Origin of the sequence: Nitrosophilus alvini (assembly GCF_015100395.1) — a bacterium.
GTDB classification, from domain to species: domain Bacteria; phylum Campylobacterota; class Campylobacteria; order Campylobacterales; family Nitratiruptoraceae; genus Nitrosophilus; species Nitrosophilus alvini.
In genome coordinates, this window is record NZ_AP022847.1 from 1,263,490 (window position 1) to 1,281,843 (window position 18,354).

23 protein-coding genes are annotated in these 18,354 nt (G+C 39.4%); 4 read left to right on the forward strand and 19 right to left on the reverse strand.

Going from position 1 to position 18,354, the window contains the following annotated elements; all coding sequences use genetic code 11:
- Position 1 precedes the first annotated feature (1 nt).
- The 17 genes from EPR_RS06475 to EPR_RS06555 form a co-directional block, all read right to left on the reverse strand.
- Positions 2–580, reverse strand: a complete 579-nt coding sequence (locus EPR_RS06475) for a MotA/TolQ/ExbB proton channel family protein (RefSeq protein WP_234697099.1) — start codon at positions 578–580, stop codon at positions 2–4.
- The gene (atpC, locus tag EPR_RS06480; RefSeq protein ID WP_200762434.1) at positions 577–969 is read right to left on the reverse strand and encodes an ATP synthase F1 subunit epsilon; all 393 of its coding nucleotides are present in this window, start codon (positions 967–969) and stop codon (positions 577–579) included. The genes EPR_RS06475 and atpC overlap by 4 nt, the downstream gene beginning before the upstream one ends.
- A 35-nt stretch (positions 970–1,004) precedes the next feature.
- The gene (gene atpD / locus EPR_RS06485; RefSeq protein WP_200762435.1) at positions 1,005–2,408 is read right to left on the reverse strand and encodes a F0F1 ATP synthase subunit beta; all 1,404 of its coding nucleotides are present in this window, start codon (positions 2,406–2,408) and stop codon (positions 1,005–1,007) included.
- A gap of 24 nt (positions 2,409–2,432) precedes the next feature.
- Complete coding sequence (gene atpG, locus EPR_RS06490) at positions 2,433–3,317, reverse strand: ATP synthase F1 subunit gamma (RefSeq protein WP_200762436.1); 885 nt, start codon at positions 3,315–3,317, stop codon at positions 2,433–2,435.
- A 10-nt stretch (positions 3,318–3,327) separates the two neighbouring features.
- Positions 3,328–4,833 carry a F0F1 ATP synthase subunit alpha gene (gene atpA / locus EPR_RS06495; RefSeq protein WP_200764192.1) on the reverse strand — a complete coding sequence of 502 codons (1,506 nt, stop codon included), beginning with the start codon at positions 4,831–4,833 and terminating at the stop codon, positions 3,328–3,330.
- Between the two features lie 24 nt (positions 4,834–4,857).
- Positions 4,858–5,388 carry a F0F1 ATP synthase subunit delta gene (locus tag EPR_RS06500; protein ID WP_200762437.1) on the reverse strand — a complete coding sequence of 177 codons (531 nt, stop codon included), beginning with the start codon at positions 5,386–5,388 and terminating at the stop codon, positions 4,858–4,860.
- A gap of 1 nt (position 5,389) precedes the next feature.
- The gene (locus EPR_RS06505; protein ID WP_200762438.1) at positions 5,390–5,905 is read right to left on the reverse strand and encodes a F0F1 ATP synthase subunit B; all 516 of its coding nucleotides are present in this window, start codon (positions 5,903–5,905) and stop codon (positions 5,390–5,392) included.
- Positions 5,906–5,917: 12 nt separating this feature from the next.
- The gene (locus tag EPR_RS06510; RefSeq protein WP_200762439.1) at positions 5,918–6,340 is read right to left on the reverse strand and encodes a FoF1 ATP synthase subunit B'; all 423 of its coding nucleotides are present in this window, start codon (positions 6,338–6,340) and stop codon (positions 5,918–5,920) included.
- A 70-nt stretch (positions 6,341–6,410) separates the two neighbouring features.
- On the reverse strand, positions 6,411–7,265 hold the full coding sequence (locus EPR_RS06515) for a ParB/RepB/Spo0J family partition protein (RefSeq protein ID WP_200762440.1): 855 nt from the start codon (positions 7,263–7,265) through the stop codon (positions 6,411–6,413).
- Position 7,266: 1 nt separating this feature from the next.
- Complete coding sequence (locus tag EPR_RS06520) at positions 7,267–8,052, reverse strand: ParA family protein (protein WP_200762441.1); 786 nt, start codon at positions 8,050–8,052, stop codon at positions 7,267–7,269.
- Positions 8,049–8,684 carry a biotin--[acetyl-CoA-carboxylase] ligase gene (locus EPR_RS06525; RefSeq protein WP_200762442.1) on the reverse strand — a complete coding sequence of 212 codons (636 nt, stop codon included), beginning with the start codon at positions 8,682–8,684 and terminating at the stop codon, positions 8,049–8,051. Before EPR_RS06525 ends, EPR_RS06520 begins: the two co-directional genes overlap by 4 nt.
- Positions 8,665–9,579, reverse strand: a complete 915-nt coding sequence (fmt, locus tag EPR_RS06530; protein ID WP_200762443.1) for a methionyl-tRNA formyltransferase — start codon at positions 9,577–9,579, stop codon at positions 8,665–8,667. The genes EPR_RS06525 and fmt overlap by 20 nt, the downstream gene beginning before the upstream one ends.
- Before the next feature lie 96 nt (positions 9,580–9,675).
- Positions 9,676–10,434 carry a glutamate 5-kinase gene (gene proB / locus EPR_RS06535; RefSeq protein ID WP_200762444.1) on the reverse strand — a complete coding sequence of 253 codons (759 nt, stop codon included), beginning with the start codon at positions 10,432–10,434 and terminating at the stop codon, positions 9,676–9,678.
- Complete coding sequence (gene obgE / locus EPR_RS06540) at positions 10,431–11,522, reverse strand: GTPase ObgE (RefSeq protein ID WP_200762445.1); 1,092 nt, start codon at positions 11,520–11,522, stop codon at positions 10,431–10,433. Before obgE ends, proB begins: the two co-directional genes overlap by 4 nt.
- Before the next feature lie 149 nt (positions 11,523–11,671).
- The gene (gene rpmA / locus EPR_RS06545) at positions 11,672–11,926 is read right to left on the reverse strand and encodes a 50S ribosomal protein L27 (protein ID WP_200762446.1); all 255 of its coding nucleotides are present in this window, start codon (positions 11,924–11,926) and stop codon (positions 11,672–11,674) included.
- A gap of 10 nt (positions 11,927–11,936) precedes the next feature.
- The gene (rplU, locus tag EPR_RS06550; protein WP_200762447.1) at positions 11,937–12,242 is read right to left on the reverse strand and encodes a 50S ribosomal protein L21; all 306 of its coding nucleotides are present in this window, start codon (positions 12,240–12,242) and stop codon (positions 11,937–11,939) included.
- A gap of 74 nt (positions 12,243–12,316) precedes the next feature.
- Positions 12,317–12,688 carry a RidA family protein gene (locus EPR_RS06555; RefSeq protein WP_200762448.1) on the reverse strand — a complete coding sequence of 124 codons (372 nt, stop codon included), beginning with the start codon at positions 12,686–12,688 and terminating at the stop codon, positions 12,317–12,319.
- A gap of 88 nt (positions 12,689–12,776) precedes the next feature.
- Here EPR_RS06555 and EPR_RS06560 point away from each other — a divergent pair, with 88 nt between their 5' ends.
- Together EPR_RS06560 and EPR_RS06565 are read left to right on the forward strand one after the other, a co-directional pair.
- Positions 12,777–13,970: a M20 family metallopeptidase gene (locus EPR_RS06560; protein ID WP_200762449.1), complete on the forward strand. Its 1,194-nt coding sequence runs from the start codon at positions 12,777–12,779 to the stop codon at positions 13,968–13,970.
- Positions 13,960–15,435, forward strand: coding sequence for a GNAT family N-acetyltransferase (locus tag EPR_RS06565; protein ID WP_200762450.1), 1,476 nt, complete (start codon positions 13,960–13,962; stop codon positions 15,433–15,435). The genes EPR_RS06560 and EPR_RS06565 overlap by 11 nt, the downstream gene beginning before the upstream one ends.
- Positions 15,436–15,445: 10 nt before the next feature.
- Here EPR_RS06565 and dapE read toward each other — a convergent pair whose 3' ends face one another.
- Positions 15,446–16,540 carry a succinyl-diaminopimelate desuccinylase gene (gene dapE, locus EPR_RS06570; RefSeq protein ID WP_200762451.1) on the reverse strand — a complete coding sequence of 365 codons (1,095 nt, stop codon included), beginning with the start codon at positions 16,538–16,540 and terminating at the stop codon, positions 15,446–15,448.
- A 70-nt stretch (positions 16,541–16,610) separates the two neighbouring features.
- A complete protein-coding gene (locus EPR_RS06575; RefSeq protein ID WP_200762452.1) occupies positions 16,611–16,946 on the reverse strand; it encodes a hypothetical protein in 336 nt (111 codons plus the stop codon).
- A 53-nt stretch (positions 16,947–16,999) separates the two neighbouring features.
- On the opposite strand from EPR_RS06575, the gene EPR_RS06580 reads away from it, so the two are divergent.
- Positions 17,000–17,194, forward strand: coding sequence for a hypothetical protein (locus EPR_RS06580; protein WP_200762453.1), 195 nt, complete (start codon positions 17,000–17,002; stop codon positions 17,192–17,194).
- 54 nt (positions 17,195–17,248) lie between these two features.
- Positions 17,249–18,340, forward strand: coding sequence for a multiheme c-type cytochrome (locus EPR_RS06585; RefSeq protein WP_200762454.1), 1,092 nt, complete (start codon positions 17,249–17,251; stop codon positions 18,338–18,340).
- The last annotated feature ends 14 nt before the right edge of the window (positions 18,341–18,354 follow it).

Here is an 18,354-nt window from a genome sequence, read left to right on the forward strand (position 1 = left end):
TCTATCCCTCTTTTCTCGTTAGAAGAAGGTCACACTGCATCTGAATATAAGAGAGTACATCAAATCCTTTTCTCTTTAATGTCAGATGATAGCTGTATGCAAATATGGCTACGAAAATACCTGCAGCAGTCGCAACGAGAGCTTCACCAATCGCCGGAGCTATTACCCCTATTGAAGCCATTTTGACCGAACCGAGCATTGAAAAGGTTTCGAGTATAGATACAACGGTACCAAAAAGTCCGATAAAAGGAGACGTAGAAGCCGTTATAGAAAGAAAAGTGAGGCCAGATGTAGCTTCTTTGGTAGATGCAAATTTGCAAAATTCGGTCATCTCTTTAGAAATTCCTCCGGCTTTTTTCATACAACTTCTTATAATCGAATTGTGTGCAGGCGTTTTTGACCCCATATAGAGTGCTTCCAACGACTCTTTCTCGCGTCCGAGCCATTTTGACAGAAAAAAATATCTATAGAAAAATACCCAGTTCACTATTATAAAATAGAGAGAAAGCAGAGCAAGAACTATTATAGTAATAGCACTGCTTCTGCTCAAGTAGTCAAGTAGTAGCTCAATCGCTCTCACAGCATACTCTTTGCAGCCTTTTCTATTTTGGCCTCTACAGATGCAATCGCAGCTTTGTTGTCACTGGCTTTTTCAATAAGTTCTTTTGCTTCTGCGATAGCTTTTGCTATTTCACTTTCGCTCTCGCCTGCAAGAGGAACGGCTCCGTCAACAAGAACAACAGCCTTGTTTTCGTCAACTTTGACATGTCCCCAGTTGATAACAATCGACTCTTTGTTGCCGTCGGCTTTTTCAAACTCAATTACACCAGGCTTTAATAGCGACAGCAAAGAGGAGTGCTTTGGCAAAACTCCAAATTCCCCTTCGCTTCCCGGGAAAACGACACTTTTAACATCGCCTTCAAATATCAGTCCCTGGGGAGTTACAATTTCTAATTTTAATGTCTCCATTAAAATCCTTTAAATTACAGAGCAGATGCTCTGTATTAAGATTTTGCTTTCAATTTTTCGGCTTTTTCAAGAGCCTCTTCAATGCTTCCTACCATATAAAACGCATTTTCAGGAATATCGTCATATTTACCTTCAAGTAGTCCTTTAAATCCTGCAATAGTATCTTCAAGAGTAACATATTTACCAGGGCTTCCTGTAAATACTTCAGCAACAAAGAAAGGCTGAGAAAGGAATCTCTCAATTTTTCTTGCTCTTTCAACAGTAAGTTTGTCCTCTTCGGAAAGCTCATCCATACCAAGAATAGCAATAATATCCTGAAGATCTTTATATTTTTGAAGAACCTGCTGTACTCCCCTGGCAACTTTATAATGCTCTTCACCGATAATCTGAGGATCAAGCATTCTTGATGTACTATCCAGTGGATCAACTGCAGGATATATACCTTTTTCCGCAATTCTTCTGTTTAGAACCGTTGTTGCATCTAAGTGAGCGAAAACAGACGCAGGAGCAGGGTCTGTCAAGTCGTCTGCAGGAACATATACAGCCTGAACAGAAGTAATCGAACCCTTTTTAGTTGATGTAATTCTCTCTTGGAGTTTACCCATTTCACTTGCAAGTGTAGGCTGATAACCGACCGCTGAAGGGATCCTTCCCAAAAGCGCAGACATCTCCGCACCCGCCTGAGCAAACCTGAATATGTTGTCGATGAACATAAGAACATCAAGTCCCATTTCATCTCTGAAATATTCAGCCATTGTAAGACCAGTTAGCGCGATTCTGTTTCTTGCACCCGGAGGCTCGTTCATCTGTCCGTAGCAGAGTGCAACTTTATCCAAAACGTTGGACTCTTTCATCTCATGATAAAGGTCGTTTCCTTCCCTAGTTCTTTCACCGACTCCGGCAAAAACAGAGTAACCGCTGTGCTTGAAAGCAACGTTGTGGATAAGCTCCATAATAATAACCGTTTTACCAACACCTGCACCGCCGAAGAGACCGACTTTACCACCCTTTGCATAAGGAGCAAGAAGGTCAACAACTTTAATACCTGTTTCAAACATCTCTGTTTTGGTGCTTTGATCTTCAAAAGGCGGAGGATCTCTGTGAATAGACCAGTAGGTTTTGGCTTTCAGTTCTTCGCCCTCGTCAATTGTTTCACCTACAACATTGAAGATTCTTCCTAGTACCTCTTCACCGACAGGAACTTTAATAGGACTGCCGAGTGCTTTTACCTCAAGGCCTCTTACCAAACCTTCCGTCATATCCATAGCGATTGTTCTTACTCTGTTGTCTCCCAAATGGGCGGCAACTTCAAGGATAAGACTTTTCTCTTCGCCTTCAACATTGAATTTTACATCGATTGCTTCATTGATAGCCGGCAAGTACGATTCAAAATCAACATCAACAACCGGTCCCATAACCTGGATGATTTTTCCTTGCATTCATATCTCCTTAAAAATTCAAACTTATTTCATTGCTTCCATACCGCTGATAATTTCTATCAACTCGGTAGTAATAGACTCTTGTCTTGCTTTATTGTATTTGATTGTCAATTGGTCAACCATCTCTTTTGCGTTTTTAGTCGCAGCATCCATTGCTTGCATTCTTGCACTGTGTTCAGCAGCTAAAGAGTCGATAAGTGAGTAATACATATTGTATTCCACATATTTTTTTACAAGCTCTTCAAGAACCGCTTCACCCTCTTCCGGCTCGAGTTCCATCATAGAAGGAAGTTCTCTCTCTTCTATTGAACCGATATCGATAGGAAGAATATTGTTTATCTTAAGTTCTTGGGCAATCATCGACTTATATCCGTTGTGGACAAGTATGACTTTGTCGGTTTTGCCTTCAAGAAAATCCTCTACGGAAGTTCTTATAAACTCACTAGCCTTTTTATAGTCTGGAGAAGAGCTTAATCCAACTACTTCGTCAAACATCTCCACACCCTGGAACTTGAAAAACTCGATTCCTTTTTTTCCGATTCCTCTGAGTCTGATTTTGATTTTTTTTGATTTATATTCATCAATTAGACTCTTGACCGCTTTGATTGTCTGATGGTTGAAACCGCCGCAAAGACCTTTGTCAGCGGTCGTAAAAATAATATCTACTTTTGCAGGTATTTCGATCTGTTCAAAATATCTGCTTTCGATCCCTCCGATTTTATACTTCTGTATCGAGTATGTAATCTCAGACAAAACCTCATTTATAGTATCTGCAAAAGCGCGTGACCTTTTAGCCAGCTCTTCCGTTCTTCTCAACTTTGCAGTTGAGACCAATTTCATTGCTCTTGTAGTTTTCTGAGTATTCTTTACACTAGCAATCTTTCTCTTGATTTCTTTTAGATTTGCCATCTATATATCCTTATTCGGCAGAGAAACTTGCCTTGAACTCTTCTAACGCTTTTTTGATCATATCTTCGATTTCGTCATCCAAAACTTTTTTGGTTCTAATTCCTTTGAGAACATCCGGATATTTTGCTTCAAGGAACGGATAGAGCTCCGCTTCGAATTTTGTAACCTGATCAACCGGAATATCGTCAAGATAGCCTTTTGCTCCAGCATAAATAATAACAACCTGCTTTTCTACAGGTATAGGAGAATAAGGTGGCTGTTTCAAAACTTCAACCATTCTCTGTCCACGTTCAAGCTGCTTTCTGCTCGCCTCGTCAAGGTCACTTGCAAACTGTGCAAACGCCTGCAGCTCTCTGTACTGAGCAAGATCCAGTCTGAGAGTTCCAGACACCTGTTTCATTGCTTTTATCTGAGCCGCACCACCAACCCTTGATACCGAGATACCAACGTTGATAGCAGGTCTTATACCTGAGTTAAAAAGATCACTCTCAAGGAAAATCTGACCATCGGTAATAGAGATAACATTTGTAGGAATATACGCCGAAACGTCACCTGCCTGAGTTTCAATGATAGGAAGTGCCGTCAAACTTCCCGCGCCAAGTTCATCACTAAGTTTAGCCGCTCTTTCAAGAAGTCTTGAGTGAATATAGAAAACATCACCAGGATAAGCTTCCCTGCCCGGAGGTCTTCTTAGAATCAAAGACATCTCTCTGTATGCAACAGCATGCTTACTTAAATCATCATAGATGATAAGTGCATGTCTTCCGTTATCCCTGAAATATTCACCTATTGTAACACCTGTATACGGTGCAAGAAACTGTAGTGCAGCCGATTCACTGGCACCGGCATTTACAACTATAGTATAGTCCATAGCTCCATGCTCTTCAAGCTTTCTGACTACCTGAGCAACAGTAGACTGCTTCTGTCCAACAGCAACATAGATACAAACAACATCTTCATCTTTTTGGTTTATGATGGTGTCAATCGCAACAGTAGTTTTACCTGTCTGTCTGTCACCGATAATAAGCTCCCTCTGGCCTCTACCGATAGGAACAAGAGCATCTATCGCTTTAATACCTGTCTGAAGAGGCTCATGTACAGATTTTCTTGCCATAATTCCTGGAGCTTTCTCTTCTACAAATCTAAACTCTGTCGCTTCGATCGGACCTTTTCCATCAATAGGCTCGCCTATCGCATTTATAACTCTTCCGATAATTCCGTCACCCACAGGAGTTCTTAAAAGTTTTCCGAGTCTTTTTACACTTGAGCCTTCTCTGATACCTTCACCCTTTCCAAGAACAACAACACCCACACTGCTCTCTTCAAGGTTTGCAGCCATACCTTTCTCGCCGTTTTCAAACTCAAGCATTTCACCGGCCATTACATTGTTTAGACCGTATACCTTCGCTATACCGTCTGCAAATGATATAACCTTGCCGGTTTCATTTATATCAATTTTAAGTTCAAAATCCTCTATTCTCTCTTTTATGATAGAGCTGATTTCGTCTGCTTGCATTTTGTGTGCCACAGTTTCTCCTTTCTAAATTGCTTTAAGAATATGTTCAATCATCATGTTTTTGATTCTGCTTTTCGAGAAGCTGATTTCTAGTCCAAGACTCTCAACTTCGACTTTTATTCCGTCAAATTTTCCTACTTCTTCATGCAGTTTTATCTCGGCACCAACTCTTTTTTGAAGAGCTTTTTCTATCTCTTTTATCTCTTTTTCTTCAAGTTCTACCGCCGAATAAACCACACCTTCAAACCTGTTTTCAAGGAAAGAGAGCTGCTTTTCAAGTTCCTCTGCCAAAACAGGAATAAGATTGAGTCGTTTTTTTTCGGCAAGAAGTCTTATAAGATTTTTAAACTTTTCATCAGCAGTTTCGATCGCTGATAGGATAAGTCTGCATTTTTGCTCATCTTTTACCTCTGGCGACAATATTACGGCTTTTATTTCAGGAGTCTCCAACGCTTCCGATAGTTCAGTAAGAAGCTGGCCATAATTTGTCAGCTCTTCTTTTGTGGATACCGCTGTTAAGGCCTTTACATATCTTTTTGCGATCAACTCTTCCATTTTACGCTACCTTCTTTACTATAAGATTGACAAACTCTTTTTCGTTGATAGGAAGGTTCTTCTCATCAAGAAGTTCATCAAGAACCTCTTTTACTACACCTCTTATCATCTTTCTCTTTTCAAGTTCACACTGCTCATTATGCATCTTTTCCAGACTGGCAATCTCATTTTCAAACTGATTTCTAATCTTTTCCGCAAGAATAACACTCTCTTTTTTTGCGGTTTCGATTATCTCTTCAGCAAATTTTTTGGCATTCTCAAGCTCTTTTTCAGCCCTTTTTTTCTCCTCTTTTGCCTCTTTCAGTTTTACCTGAACATTTTCAAGTTCCGCAGCAATGGAAGCTTTTCGCCCTTGAAAGAAGTTTTTCACATGGTCAGCTAGAAGATAGTAAATAATCCCGGCAAAAATAAGGAAGTTAACGGCCCTTGGTAAAATGTCAGTACCTCCTTCGCCACCTCCGCTTGCAAATGCGGCAGTTCCCAAAAGCAAAAAAAGTATCGCTAATTTTGTTCTCACCTCTGCTCCTTCCTATAATTTGCTAAACTTGGCTTTAAGAGCTTCTCTGAAAAGCGGCATTTGCGAAATCAAAGCGCTTTTTAGACTCTCTTCTTCCTCTTTTAAAGATGCTTTGAAATCTTCATACTCTTTCATGAGTTCCGCTTTTTTTGCATCTACTTTACTCTGCCCCAAAGCCTTGGCTTCATTAAGCGCACTCTGTTTGATAGCCATCGCTTCACTTTTTGCGCGAGCCAGTATCTCTTCAGCCTCTTTTTTTAACTCTGCCGAACCGCTGGTATTTTTGGAAGCGTTTTCCAGATCTCTTTTGATACTTTCGCTTCTCTCTTCCATAAACCCGAGCAAAGGTTTATAAAGCCAGCTGTTAAGTACAGCGACCAGTATGAAAAACAAAATCGCTGTCAGCAAAACCAGCGATATACTGATGTCTAACATCCAAACTCCTTTACGCCATTCTAAATAGTTTTCGGGATTGTATCATATGAATTTATATTTTTTTATTAAACTAATAGCTTTTTCTTAAATATTTTTTCAAAAAGTAACGAATCTCTTCATTATTATCAAATTTTATAGTCAGTTTATTGCCATGAATTTTGAAGTTAAGATTTGAATCTTTCAACGTTTTTTCAATCTCTTCCATATTTAAATCTTCTCTATTTTTGGACTTTTGCTTCTCTTTTTTCGGCTTTGTTTTATTTACAAGTTTTTCTACATCACGAACACTCAGTTTCTGTCCCGTTATAGAATCAACTATGATTTTCTGTTTATCCTCTTCGAGCCCTACCAAAACTTTAGCATGTCCCGGCGTAATTTTACCGGCTTTTAAAGCCTCTTTTGCATAATCAGAAAGCATAAGAAGACGCAAAGTATTTGTAATGTGTGTTCTGCTCTTTTTTACGATATTGGAAAGCTCTTCATGTGTAATGGAGTATTCGTCGATAAGCTCTTTGTACGAGAGGGCAAGGTCAACCGGATTTAGGTCTTCTCTTTGGATATTTTCGATAAGAGCAAGTTCTCTGTATTTAGAAGGTTCAATCTTTGCCACTATTGCTTTAATTTTATCAAGCCCTGCCAGTCTACTTGCCCTTACTCTTCTTTCGCCTGCTATGAGCATAAAACCATCTATATCTTCTATAACGATTACTGGCTGTAGAAGTCCGTGCCTTTTGATAGACTCGGCAAGCTCATTTAAAGATTTTTCATCAAATACTCGCCTTGGCTGAAAAGGGTTTGGCCTGATAGCATCTATATCGATCTCTACGACACTGTTTTCATCACTGTCTGGTATCTCTTTTTCATACGCTTCAGCCACTTCGCTTAAAATTGCTCCGAGTCCGCGTCCCAATGTCTTTCTGCTCATACTATCTTCCCAATATAACTTTTGCAAGACTCTGATAAGCCATGCTTCCGGAGGATTTGCTGTCGTATAGTACTACAGGTTTGCCAAAACTCGGCGACTCGGCAAGTTTTACGTTACGTGGAATTACAATAAACGAAGAGTTTCCCTCATCTTTGAAAAGTTTGTTTCTGAAATGGTGCGACAGGTCAGCAAAAACCTGTTTGGAAAGATTGTTCTGCTTGCTATACATGGTAGGCAGAAAACCTTTGATAGAGAGTTTCGGATTTATTGTTTTTCTTATAAGTCTTATCGTATTTAAAAGCTGAGCCAGTCCTTCAAGGGCAAAAAATTCGCACTGTATGGGAATAATCACAGAATTTGCCGCACTCAAGGCGTTGATAGTCATAGGTCCTAATGCCGGAGGAGAATCGATAATAACAAAATCGAAATCGTTTTTTATCTCATCGAGTTTCTCTTTTAAAACAAGCTCCCTCTGTTTCGCCTTGGAGTTATAAAACTCTTTTTCCACGCCTACAAGGCCGATATTTGAAGGTGCAAGATATAAATTATCCACCCCTGTTTTTAAAATAATTTCAGAAAGTTTTTTCGTACCTATCATAACGTGATAGATATTGTACTCATAATCATTTCTGCTATACCCCAGACTGGTCGTAGCATTTGCCTGAGGGTCCGCATCAATGATTAGAACCTTTCTGTTTTCAAGGGCCAAGGAAGCTGCAAGATTTACAGCAGTTGTCGTTTTTCCCACACCGCCTTTTTGATTGGCTATAGTTATTATTTCACTCATCTTAAACAGTAAATCCTTTGGCTGTTGATCTCTAATGAACCGTCTTCGCACAATCTTGCATTTTCAAGAGAAATTTTTTTCTCTTGAACATGAACAAGAAACTTTTTGCTTCTGTGAAATTCTAACTTATATTTACTAAAAATTTGCTTCCATGAATGAGATTTTTTCAATTCGGAAAAATAGTTTTTCAAAATATCCTCTTTTTCGATTTGGATATCGAGTTTGCCGTAGCCATGTGGCGCATGTGCCGTATTTAGGCCTATTCCGCATATCAGAGCCTCGGCAGCCTTGGTTGTAATCGTACCTCCAATCTTTCTGCTTTCTATATAAAAATCATTTGGCCATTTCAGCCATATACCCGAACCCCGCACCGATAAAATCTCTTTTAGAATATAAGAAAAATAAATAGAAGCAGACACTATCGGAAGATCATCTGGAAGTGAAGAAATTTCATATGCAAAAGAGAAAAAAAGATTCCCCTTTTCGCTTTTCCATTCATTTCCCCTGCTTCCGATTCCCGATGTCTGAAAATTTGCCGCAACAGCAATCGGCGCGGAAAGCTCCTTTGATTTTATTTTTTCAATAAGATATTTCTGCGTAGAGTCAATCTCGTCAAACCAGACAATCTCCAACTTTCAGTCTCCTTCCTCTGATAAAACTTGCTATATCCATCTCTTTTTTCGAAGGGGGCTGAACCGTTATAACGGAAATGGTTCCTTTTTTGCACCCAATGACTGCTTCATTGTCCGAAATATCAAGAATTACTCCGGGTCTGTTTTGACTTTCGGTTTCGACAAGTCTTATCTTTTTAAGTTTGAGGCCGCTGTTTGTATAGATACCGGGCCAGGATATAAAGGCTCTGTATCTGTTGTATATATCCAAAGCTGAATCGAAAGAGACAAGTCCATCGCTTTTGTTTATCTTTTTACAATACGACGCATCAACATCGTTCTGAGATAGTGGTTTTATCTCATCAAAATTTCTCAAAACTGTAGGCGTAAGCTCGGCAGCACATTCAGAAAGCTTTTCAAAAAGAGTCAGGGCATTGTCCTCTTCTCCTATTTTCTCATATCTGTACGCCAGGATATCTCCCGTATCGAGCCCTTCATCCATAAGCATAGCTGTAACTCCCGTAATTTCATCACTGTTTAAAAGAGCCTGCTGTATAGGGCTGGCTCCTCTGTATTTGGGCAATAATGAAGCATGAAGATTTATACAAGGAGCAATATCTAGTATATTTTTGGGCAGTATCTGTCCATATGCTGCAACTACGATAAAATCAGGTGAAATATCTTTTAATATCTCTTCGCTGTTATCACCTTTTAGGGAGTGTGGCTGATATATTTTCATACCTGGATGAGCTTGCAAAAGAAATTTTTTCACATCCGGGGGAGTGAGTATCTTTTTTCTCCCTACAGGCTTGTCCGGCTGTGTAAAAACCGCCGCTACATCCATATCCGGCATTTCAAAAAGTTTTTTCAAAATTTTTGTTGCGTAATCAGGAGTTCCCATAAAAACAATACGCATCGTTCTCCTTTTTTGTTCGTGACTCGTAATTGGTGACTCGTGATTCGTGACTGGTTTTATCTCACACTCACACTCACACCCACACTCACACCAATACTAACACTCAAAAAGCGTTCCGCCCCTGTGTTCACCTTTTAGCAGAAAACTTTTCACATCACTCAGGTCAAATCCACTTGCAAGAAAAACCTTGCGTCCATGCTTCAACAGAAAATCGGCAGCTTTCAGTTTTGTTACTATACCGCCTGTAGCAAATCTGTAATTGGGAGTATATTCACATTCAAGCTCTTTAGGATCTATATGGCTTACAACTTTTTGCAGTTTTGCATCAGGATATTTTTTAGGATCTTTGTCATAATATCCATCTATATCGGATAGGATTACCAGCATTTGGGCATCAAAATAGTATGCAACATGCGCTGAGAGCTGATCATTATCTCCGAAAACAAGCTCTTCCGTCGCAGTAACGTCGTTTTCATTTATAATAGGTATAACCCTGTTTTTCAAAAGCACTTCAATGGCATTTCTTGCATACGCAGTCCTCTTTCTTGAGTCAAAATCATCTGCAGTCAAAAGAACCTGTGCACAGACAATACCGTGTTTTTCAAACTTCTTCTGATAACTCTTCATTAAAAAAGGCTGACCTATGGCCGCAAGGGCCTGTCTGTTTGCTATCAGTTTTTTGTCCAGTTTCACTCTCGTATATCCTGCCGCTACGGCTCCAGAACTTACAAGGATAATCTCGAAGTTTTGTGCCGCTTCAGAAAGGAAATCCACAAGTTTCTGCATACGCTCCCTGGCAAGCCTGTTGTTTTCGGTCAATACTGCACTTCCTACTTTTACAACGATTCTTTTCAACTTTTCTCTCCGATTTTTACAAGGTCATAAAGTGCAAACATCAATGGCCTTATATTTATATTCGATACGGAGGATATAGGAAACACAAAATAGGGTTTGGATTTTTCCAAATGTTCTGTCTCCTGTATAAAATATCTGTATCTTTCATCAAGTCCGTATCTGTTTTCGCCTCCCGGTTCAAGTCCTATATCTTTTATAAACTTCTCAATCTTTTCGTTTGCTTCCGCCTCATCAAATGCATCTACTTTTGTCAAAGCTATTGCGAACTCTCTCTTGCTAAGTCTTTCAGAAAATTTTTTTAGCTCTTTTTTCAAAATTTCATACTGCTTAAAAGGCTCTCTGTAACTTGCAAGATCTATCATAAAAAGAAGGGATTTAGTCCTCTCTATATGCTTTAAAAACCGCAGTCCCAGTCCTTTCCCTTCGCTGGCTCCGCCTATAATACCCGGAATATCGGCCATAACAAATGATTTGTATTCATCTATACTTACAACTCCCAGTTTCGGTGTAAGTGTCGTAAACTCATAATTTGCAATTTCAGGTCTGGCATTTGATACCACGGATATGAGTGTAGATTTTCCGGCATTAGGAAATCCTACAAGACCCACATCAGCAATTAGTTTGAGTTCTAGTCTTATCTTTCTAGTCTTTCCGGGAAGTCCCGGTTGTGCATAAGTGGGCTTCTGGTTTGATGCGGACCTGAAGTGCCAGTTTCCAAGCCCTCCTTTGCCGCCTTCAAGAAATTTTACCTTTTGACCGTCTTCGGTCAGATCCAGAAGCAGTTCACCTGTTTCGGCATCTCTGACTTCCGTTCCCGGAGGAACTATCAACACAAGAGGCCTGCCGTTTTTTCCATGCTTTTTTCTTCCTTCGCCAGGCTTTCCGTTTTCAGCTTTGAGTACCTTTTTCCCTTTAAAGTGTGAAAGAGTATGGGTATTTTTATCCACTACAAAATATACGTCTCCTCCCTTCCCTCCGTCACCGCCGTCGGGTCCTCCTTTTGGAATGAATTTTTCTCTTCGAAAGGAGACGGCGCCGGCTCCGCCTTTACCTGAACTTACTGTCAATTCTACACTGTCAACAAACATAAATATCCTTGGGAAATTAAAAATTTATCAATCACTATTATCCAAATACGAAATTATTATATAGAAAAATGGTTAAATACCATATTTAATAAAAAAGATTTTGCGGAGATTTTCAAATATTCGGAGTCTTTTCGGGCAAAGCCCGAAAATTATGCAGGATAGACGGAGATTTTTTGTCTTTTTTTATCTTTTCTTTCAAATTTTACATATCCGTCAACAAGAGCATATATAGTATGGTCTTTTCCCATACCTACATTGTTTCCGGGATGGATTTTTGTACCTCTTTGTCTGATTATGATATTTCCGGCTCTGACAAATTCGCCGCCGAATTTTTTCACACCCAGTCGTCTACCGGCACTGTCTCTGTTATTCTGGGTACTTCCCTGACCTTTCTTGTGAGCCATTATCTACTCCTTACGCTATCTTGGTAATTCTTACTCTTGTGAAGTCTCTTCTGAAACCTCTCTTGAGTTTACTGTCTTTTCTTCTTCTTTTTTTGAAGATTATAACTTTTTTTCCTCTACCCTCGTTTATGACTTCGCCTTCCACTACAGCGCCTTCAACAAACGGTGTACCGATTTTAAGCTCTCCGTCGTTTACGGCAAGAACCTCTTTGAATTCTACTTTTGTTTTCGGCTCAAGACTCATTTTGTCAAAGCAGATAATATCACCTTCCTGAACCTTATACTGCTTACCGCCGTTTTTTATAATTGCGTACATCCTTCTTCCTTCTTCGGACATTTTGATTGCGAATAATATCCAAAAAATGTTTAAGCTTAGATTAAAGAGTTACTCTAAAGGATCGCTATAGCCTCGATCTCCACAAGTGCATTTTTAGGAAGTGTTTTTACCGCAACTGTACTGCGTGCAGGCTTGTGTTCTTTGAAAAATTCGGCATAGATTTCGTTGACTTTCGCAAAATCGTCCATATCGGCCAGAAATATAGTCGTTTTAACTACTTTTTGCAGAGTTGTTCCCGCTGCTTCAAGTACATTTGAAAGATTGTTCAAAACCTGTCTCGTCTGCTTCTCGATATCGGCCTGAACCATCTCTCCTTCCGGCGTCAGGGCTATCTGTCCTGATGTATATATAAACTCTCCGATTCGTACAGCCTGAGAATATGGTCCTATTGCCTGTGGCGCTTTGTCTGTAGATATCATTTCCATATAAAATCCTTTTTTTTGAACTTATTTTATCAAAATGAAAATTATTATATTATCAAAGTATAAAGACCTTTTTTGCAGGGAGGTTCACATGAATCGGGATATCAAACGCAAACTTTTCAAAACTATCGACTCCCTGAAAGAGAAAGCCATAAACATAAGACGTGACATCCACAGACATCCTGAGCTCTCAAACCAGGAAGAACACACAAAATATCTTGTAAAAGGTATCCTTGAGATGGAAGGATACACGATAAAAGAGTTCAAAGACCACAACGGCATCATAGCAGACCTTGTTGTGGACGAAAACAAGCCTTTTGTGGCAATCAGAGCAGATATGGATGCACTTCCTATAGAAGAACATACAAACAAGCCATACGCTTCGGAAGTAAAGGGTGTAATGCACGCCTGCGGACACGATGCTCATACCGCCATCGGTATAGGAACTGCCATCGCTTTTGCCTCTGTAAAAGAGAGACTACCGGCAAACATAAGATTTATTTTTCAACATGCAGAAGAGGTAAATGAAGGGGGCAGTATAGATATGATAAGAGACGGGGCTCTGGAAAATGTCAAAGCGATATTCGGACTGCATGTATATCCATACATGATGACCGGACAGATAGGATATAAATATGGTGTGATGATGGCAAGTGCAGATATTTTCACTATAGAGATTTTCGGCAAATCCTCTCATGGAGCAAGGCCTCACGAAGGAGTGGATGCAATACTGGTAACCGCAATGGCCGTAAATTCGCTAAATCATATCGTATCAAGACGAATAGACCCGATACACCCGGCTGTCATTTCCCTGGGAACTATAGAAGGAGGAAACGCACCAAACATCATTTGCGATCACGTAAAGTTGAGAGGCACTGTTCGTACTCTGAACGAAAAAATAAGAAAAAAGATACCCGAAATGATGGAAGTATCCATAAAAGGTATATGCCAGTCGATGGGTGCCAAATATAAATTCGAATATGAATTCGGCCAACCGGAACTGATAAACGATGACAAAATGGTGGACATTGTCGTAAAAGAGGCTAAAAAGATAATAGGCGAAGAAAATGTCATAGACCTGCTCGATCCAGTTATGGGAGGAGAGGATTTTTCCAGATACCTGCAGATAGTGCCAGGCGCTTTTTTTAGGCTAGGAACCTGCAATCCCAAAAAAGGAACCTGTGTGCCCCAGCACAACAGCAGGTTCGATATCGATGAAGAGGCTTTGCCTATAGGTATGAAGATACTTGCCGCATCGGCTCTGGAGGCTATGAATGAAAAATAGGCTTTTTCTGAAACTTCCCAACAATATCGAATACTGGAGGGTATTGAAAAAACTTTACGAAGAGCTTTGCCGTATTATAGATTTTCCAACAAAGGAGAAAAAAGAGTTGGAAGCCGCCTTGAAAGAGCTTTTTGAAAATGCCGTTGTTCATGCATATGAGCCTGAAGAAGAGGGAGAGATAGAGATAGGTTTTGAACTGTTTGAAAACGGAATCAAAATCGATATAAGAGACGAAGGATTGCCTTTTGATGCAAATATATTAAAATCTGTTCCTATCGATTTGAAAGAGAAAAACAGAGGATTAAACAGAGTTTTTTTAAATACCGACAGCTTCAGGTTTTACAATCTTGGACAAAAAGGAAAGAAATTCTCCATTATAAAATATAGTCCCAAAAAACTTCGCCTCAAAGAAGATATTCCTTTTTACAGCGATATAGGATACGATTTCGACAAAACAGCAAAAGAGATGATAAGAGAAAGACTTACAATAAGGCTCTTCAAAGAGGGTGACGAAATCCATATTCCGGCTCTAATCTACAAAAACTACGGCTATACATACTTCAAAAATCTCTTCTACTATCCAGAAAAAATTCTTCAAAAAGAGAAAAGCGGTCAGATATCTTCTATTATCGCGGAAATTGATGGCAAAGTGGTAGGACATTTTGCTCTTGTCAAAATACCGAACTCAAACATAGCCGAAATAGGTATAGCGGTAGTAGATCCGAAATTCAAAGGTATGGGAATAATGAACGCCATGTTCAAGCTTCTTCTCAAACGCGCAAGAGAGCTTGGTTTAAGCGCACTTTTCGGAGAAGCGGTCATGTTTCATCCCTACAGTCAGAAAGCAAACCTTACACACGGATTTTGTGAAAGCGCACTTCTGCTAGGCGACGTACACCATAAAGTGATGCTCAAAGAACACAAATACCCCTTCAGAGAAAAAAGAGGAGCGGCTCTGATAGGCTACAAGGTTCTAAAAAGAAGAAAAAGAAAAATATTTCTGCCAAAGCAATATGAAGAGATGATAAAAGAGGTGTATAAAAAATGCCGAGTCCCTTTTGAGGCTGCAAAAAGGGGAAGAAAAGCCGAAAAACTGCAAAGAGAGTACAACAAAGCTTTCAACATCTGCACTCTTGTCATCGAAGGTGATTTTGAAGATTTCGAGACTGTTTTCAAAAGAGAGTTCGAAAAATCTCTGGCAAAACATCCCGATATGATATATGCGGATATAAACCTGAATAATTGCAAAAATATAGACAAAACCGTTGAAATTCTAAATGATTATGGCTTTTTCTATTCAGGTATTCTCTTTTCGAGGCGAAACGAGAAAGACTATCTTCGCCTCCAGTTCGAAAGCTCCGAAATCATAGAAGAAAAACATTTGGTCTGCTGGTCTGAGTACTGTAAAAATCTGCTTGAATTCGTACTTTGTGACAAAAACAGGGTTCTTGGCACAAGCAAATAAATCCGTTAAATTAAAATTTCTCTATCACTTTTTTGAAAACTCTGTAAAGTTTTTCCACCTCATCAACAGATGTTCTTTCGTTCGGTGCATGAATAGTATCGTTTATTACACCAAATTCCACCGTTTTTACACCAAATTCCCCAAAAAATCTCGCATCGCTTGTTCCTCCGGCGGTTGAGTGTTTCGGAGTCGTTCCTGTAACCTCTTTTATCGACTCATCGATGATTTTTACTATTTTTGAATTGGGATCGGTCAGAAAGGGTTTTGCGCTTTGAGAAATTCTGAGTGTATAGTTCATACCGCTAAAATATCTGTGTACAAAATCTTCCACATCTTTTATGGTAGTTTTCGTTGAGTTTCTTACATTGAACATCATCTTCAACTTTCCGGGCGTCACGTTAGTCACTTCCATACCGGCTCTTATATCGGTTATGACAAATTTACTCGGAGCAAAAAACTCATCCCCTTCGTCAAGATCGGCTCCTGCCATATGAGGAAGCACCTGGGCCACTTTATGTATAGGATTAACAGCTTTTTCCGGATACGCGGCATGTCCCTGTCTGCCTGTTTTTTCTATAACTCCGTTTATAGAGCCTCTTCTACCTATCTTTACCGCATCACCGAAGAGTTTTTCACAGGTGGGCTCAGCCACTACCGCAAAATCAGGCATTAGCCCGATTTTTCTCAACTCTTCAAGTACAATTTTCGTTCCGTATTTTGCATCACCCTCTTCATCGCTTGTAAGAAGCAGAGATAAAATTCCGTTGAAGCTTCCTGTCTCCTTTACAGCCTGGACAAATGCGGCAACACCGCTTTTCATATCCTGCGCACCTCTTGCATATATGTATCCATCTTTTTCTACAGGCTCAAAGGGGTCACTATTCCACCCGTCTCCGGGAGGCACAACGTCAACATGTCCTGCAAAACAGAGATGCTCACCTTCGCCAAATCTCTTGTAAAGAAAAAGATTTTTAACATCGTACTTGTTAACCCATATCGCTTCAAAGTCCGGAAGATAATCTTTGATAAAATCAAGACTCCCAGCATCATGTGGCGTTACAGAGTGAAATTTCAGAAGTTTTTTAAAAAGCTCTATTACATCCATTTTTTCCTCTATTCTTAATTCGTGATTCGTGATTCGTGAATGGTTTTACCCACACTCACACTCACACTCTCTATCTCGGACTCTCATAAAATATATAATTTGTAGAATAATCACTAAACTCAAAATATACTTTCTTCTCGCCTTCATCCACTTTATAGTTGAAGTTTTCATCTAAAAAACCGTAACCGTACCTATAAGGTCTGGGTCTGTTGTCACTTGTACCGTATGCAGTAGAGATTTTGTCAATTTTTATAAATCTTTTTACCAATTTATCTCCTGCATATATATCAAGAACACCGTTTGTACCGGTCCAGTTTTGTACTGCACGTCCAAGTTTATTCTGAACTTCCTGCGTACATCCTCCAAGTAGCAGAAGTGCGGCAACTGAAGCGAGAATTATTCGCATAGAACTCTCCTTGATTTTTTGGTATTATATCAAAAAGGTAAAGGGAGGGCGACATGAGTGGAGGCTGGACTTGTTCCCATATGATTGGAAACTATTGCGAGCTTATCAAAAAAACATGCAATCCGGGAGATAAAGGATGCACACTATATGGAAAAGCTCTCTTCTCAAATCCGGATACTCCTTCAAATGATGCTGTAAAAAGAAGAGAGGAGATTGAAAAAAAAAGAAAAGAGAGAGGCTACTTTTAGACTTTGGATTCAGCTTTTTTTTGATAAAATTTACCCAACTCAAAAGGAGGGGTAATGAGAAAACTGTTTATCACAGCACTTTCAGTATTGACGCTTTTTGGCGCTCAGTTTGCCAAAAATGAAGAGTGTAAAGAGTGCCATCCGCTTATATATCAAGAGTTTGCAACATCTCAGCACGCAAATTCCACAATCTTCAAAGATGAAATTCACGGGGCGATTTGGAATATACATCCCAAAAAGAAAAAAAGTTCTTACAGCTGTGCAAAATGCCACACTCCGGCAGCAAATAATATTAAAGAACTTATATCTGCAGGAAACGGGATAGTTCCCGACCAAAAAAATCCTACCCAAAATGAAGGAATTTCCTGTGCATATTGCCACAGAATTGAATCAATAAAACATGAGTGGAAATCAAACGTAAATATCATCTCCAAAGATGAAAAAAAATATTTCGGAACAAGAAAAGACCATATAAAGTCCCCTTTCCACAAAATAGATACCAGCAATAGAAATTTTCTAGACGGTAACGTCTGTATAGGATGCCATTCACACAAAAAAAATAAAAACGGTTTAAATATCTGCTCTACGAATATTAAAAATGAGATGGACGGTTCAAACTGCATAAGTTGTCATATGCCCAAAATTGGAGGAAGTGTTTCAGTACTAAGAAAAACCAGAACACATACGTTTCACGGTTTTCCCGGAGCACATACACATCAAAGCATGCTCAAAAAGTATGTGGATATAGAGTTTTTAAGAAATATCGAAGATTTTGATATATCTGTCAACAATAAAAGCTCCCATGCTCTTTTCCTGCATCCTTTAAGAGTTGCAAAACTAAAAGTAGAAGTCTTTCGTAACGGGAAAAAAGTGTATGAAGATACAAAAACATTTGCAAGAATAATCGGTGCAAACGGCAAACCAACCCCTCCATGGCTGGCAAAAGAGGTTATCAAAAACAGTATGCCCGGCCCAAATGAAAAAAAAGTTTTCAAACACAATTTCAAACTGGAAAAAGGTGATAAAATAAAAGCAGTTTTAGGATATTACCTGGTTAATCCCAAAATGATTAACAAACTTGGACTCCAAAACAGCGAGATAGCAAAAAGATTTTTCATACTTACACAAAAACAGTTCAAAATATAATCCCGAATCTCTGC

Coding starts and splice junctions, on each gene's coding strand:
- atpC (WP_200762434.1), bottom strand. CDS start 969: ATGGAGACATTAAAATTAGAAATTGTAACTCCCCAGGGACTGATATTT.
- atpD (WP_200762435.1), bottom strand. CDS start 2,408: ATGCAAGGAAAAATCATCCAGGTTATGGGACCGGTTGTTGATGTTGAT.
- atpG (WP_200762436.1), bottom strand. CDS start 3,317: ATGGCAAATCTAAAAGAAATCAAGAGAAAGATTGCTAGTGTAAAGAAT.
- atpA (WP_200764192.1), bottom strand. CDS start 4,833: ATGCAAGCAGACGAAATCAGCTCTATCATAAAAGAGAGAATAGAGGAT.
- EPR_RS06500 (WP_200762437.1), bottom strand. CDS start 5,388: ATGGAAGAGTTGATCGCAAAAAGATATGTAAAGGCCTTAACAGCGGTA.
- EPR_RS06510 (WP_200762439.1), bottom strand. CDS start 6,340: ATGTTAGACATCAGTATATCGCTGGTTTTGCTGACAGCGATTTTGTTT.
- EPR_RS06515 (WP_200762440.1), bottom strand. CDS start 7,265: ATGAGCAGAAAGACATTGGGACGCGGACTCGGAGCAATTTTAAGCGAA.
- EPR_RS06520 (WP_200762441.1), bottom strand. CDS start 8,052: ATGAGTGAAATAATAACTATAGCCAATCAAAAAGGCGGTGTGGGAAAA.
- fmt (WP_200762443.1), bottom strand. CDS start 9,579: ATGCGTATTGTTTTTATGGGAACTCCTGATTACGCAACAAAAATTTTG.
- obgE (WP_200762445.1), bottom strand. CDS start 11,522: ATGTTTGTTGACAGTGTAGAATTGACAGTAAGTTCAGGTAAAGGCGGA.
- rpmA (WP_200762446.1), bottom strand. CDS start 11,926: ATGGCTCACAAGAAAGGTCAGGGAAGTACCCAGAATAACAGAGACAGT.
- rplU (WP_200762447.1), bottom strand. CDS start 12,242: ATGTACGCAATTATAAAAAACGGCGGTAAGCAGTATAAGGTTCAGGAA.
- EPR_RS06555 (WP_200762448.1), bottom strand. CDS start 12,688: ATGGAAATGATATCTACAGACAAAGCGCCACAGGCAATAGGACCATAT.
- EPR_RS06560 (WP_200762449.1), top strand. CDS start 12,777: ATGAATCGGGATATCAAACGCAAACTTTTCAAAACTATCGACTCCCTG.
- EPR_RS06565 (WP_200762450.1), top strand. CDS start 13,960: ATGAAAAATAGGCTTTTTCTGAAACTTCCCAACAATATCGAATACTGG.
- dapE (WP_200762451.1), bottom strand. CDS start 16,540: ATGGATGTAATAGAGCTTTTTAAAAAACTTCTGAAATTTCACTCTGTA.
- EPR_RS06575 (WP_200762452.1), bottom strand. CDS start 16,946: ATGCGAATAATTCTCGCTTCAGTTGCCGCACTTCTGCTACTTGGAGGA.
- EPR_RS06580 (WP_200762453.1), top strand. CDS start 17,000: ATGAGTGGAGGCTGGACTTGTTCCCATATGATTGGAAACTATTGCGAG.
- EPR_RS06585 (WP_200762454.1), top strand. CDS start 17,249: ATGAGAAAACTGTTTATCACAGCACTTTCAGTATTGACGCTTTTTGGC.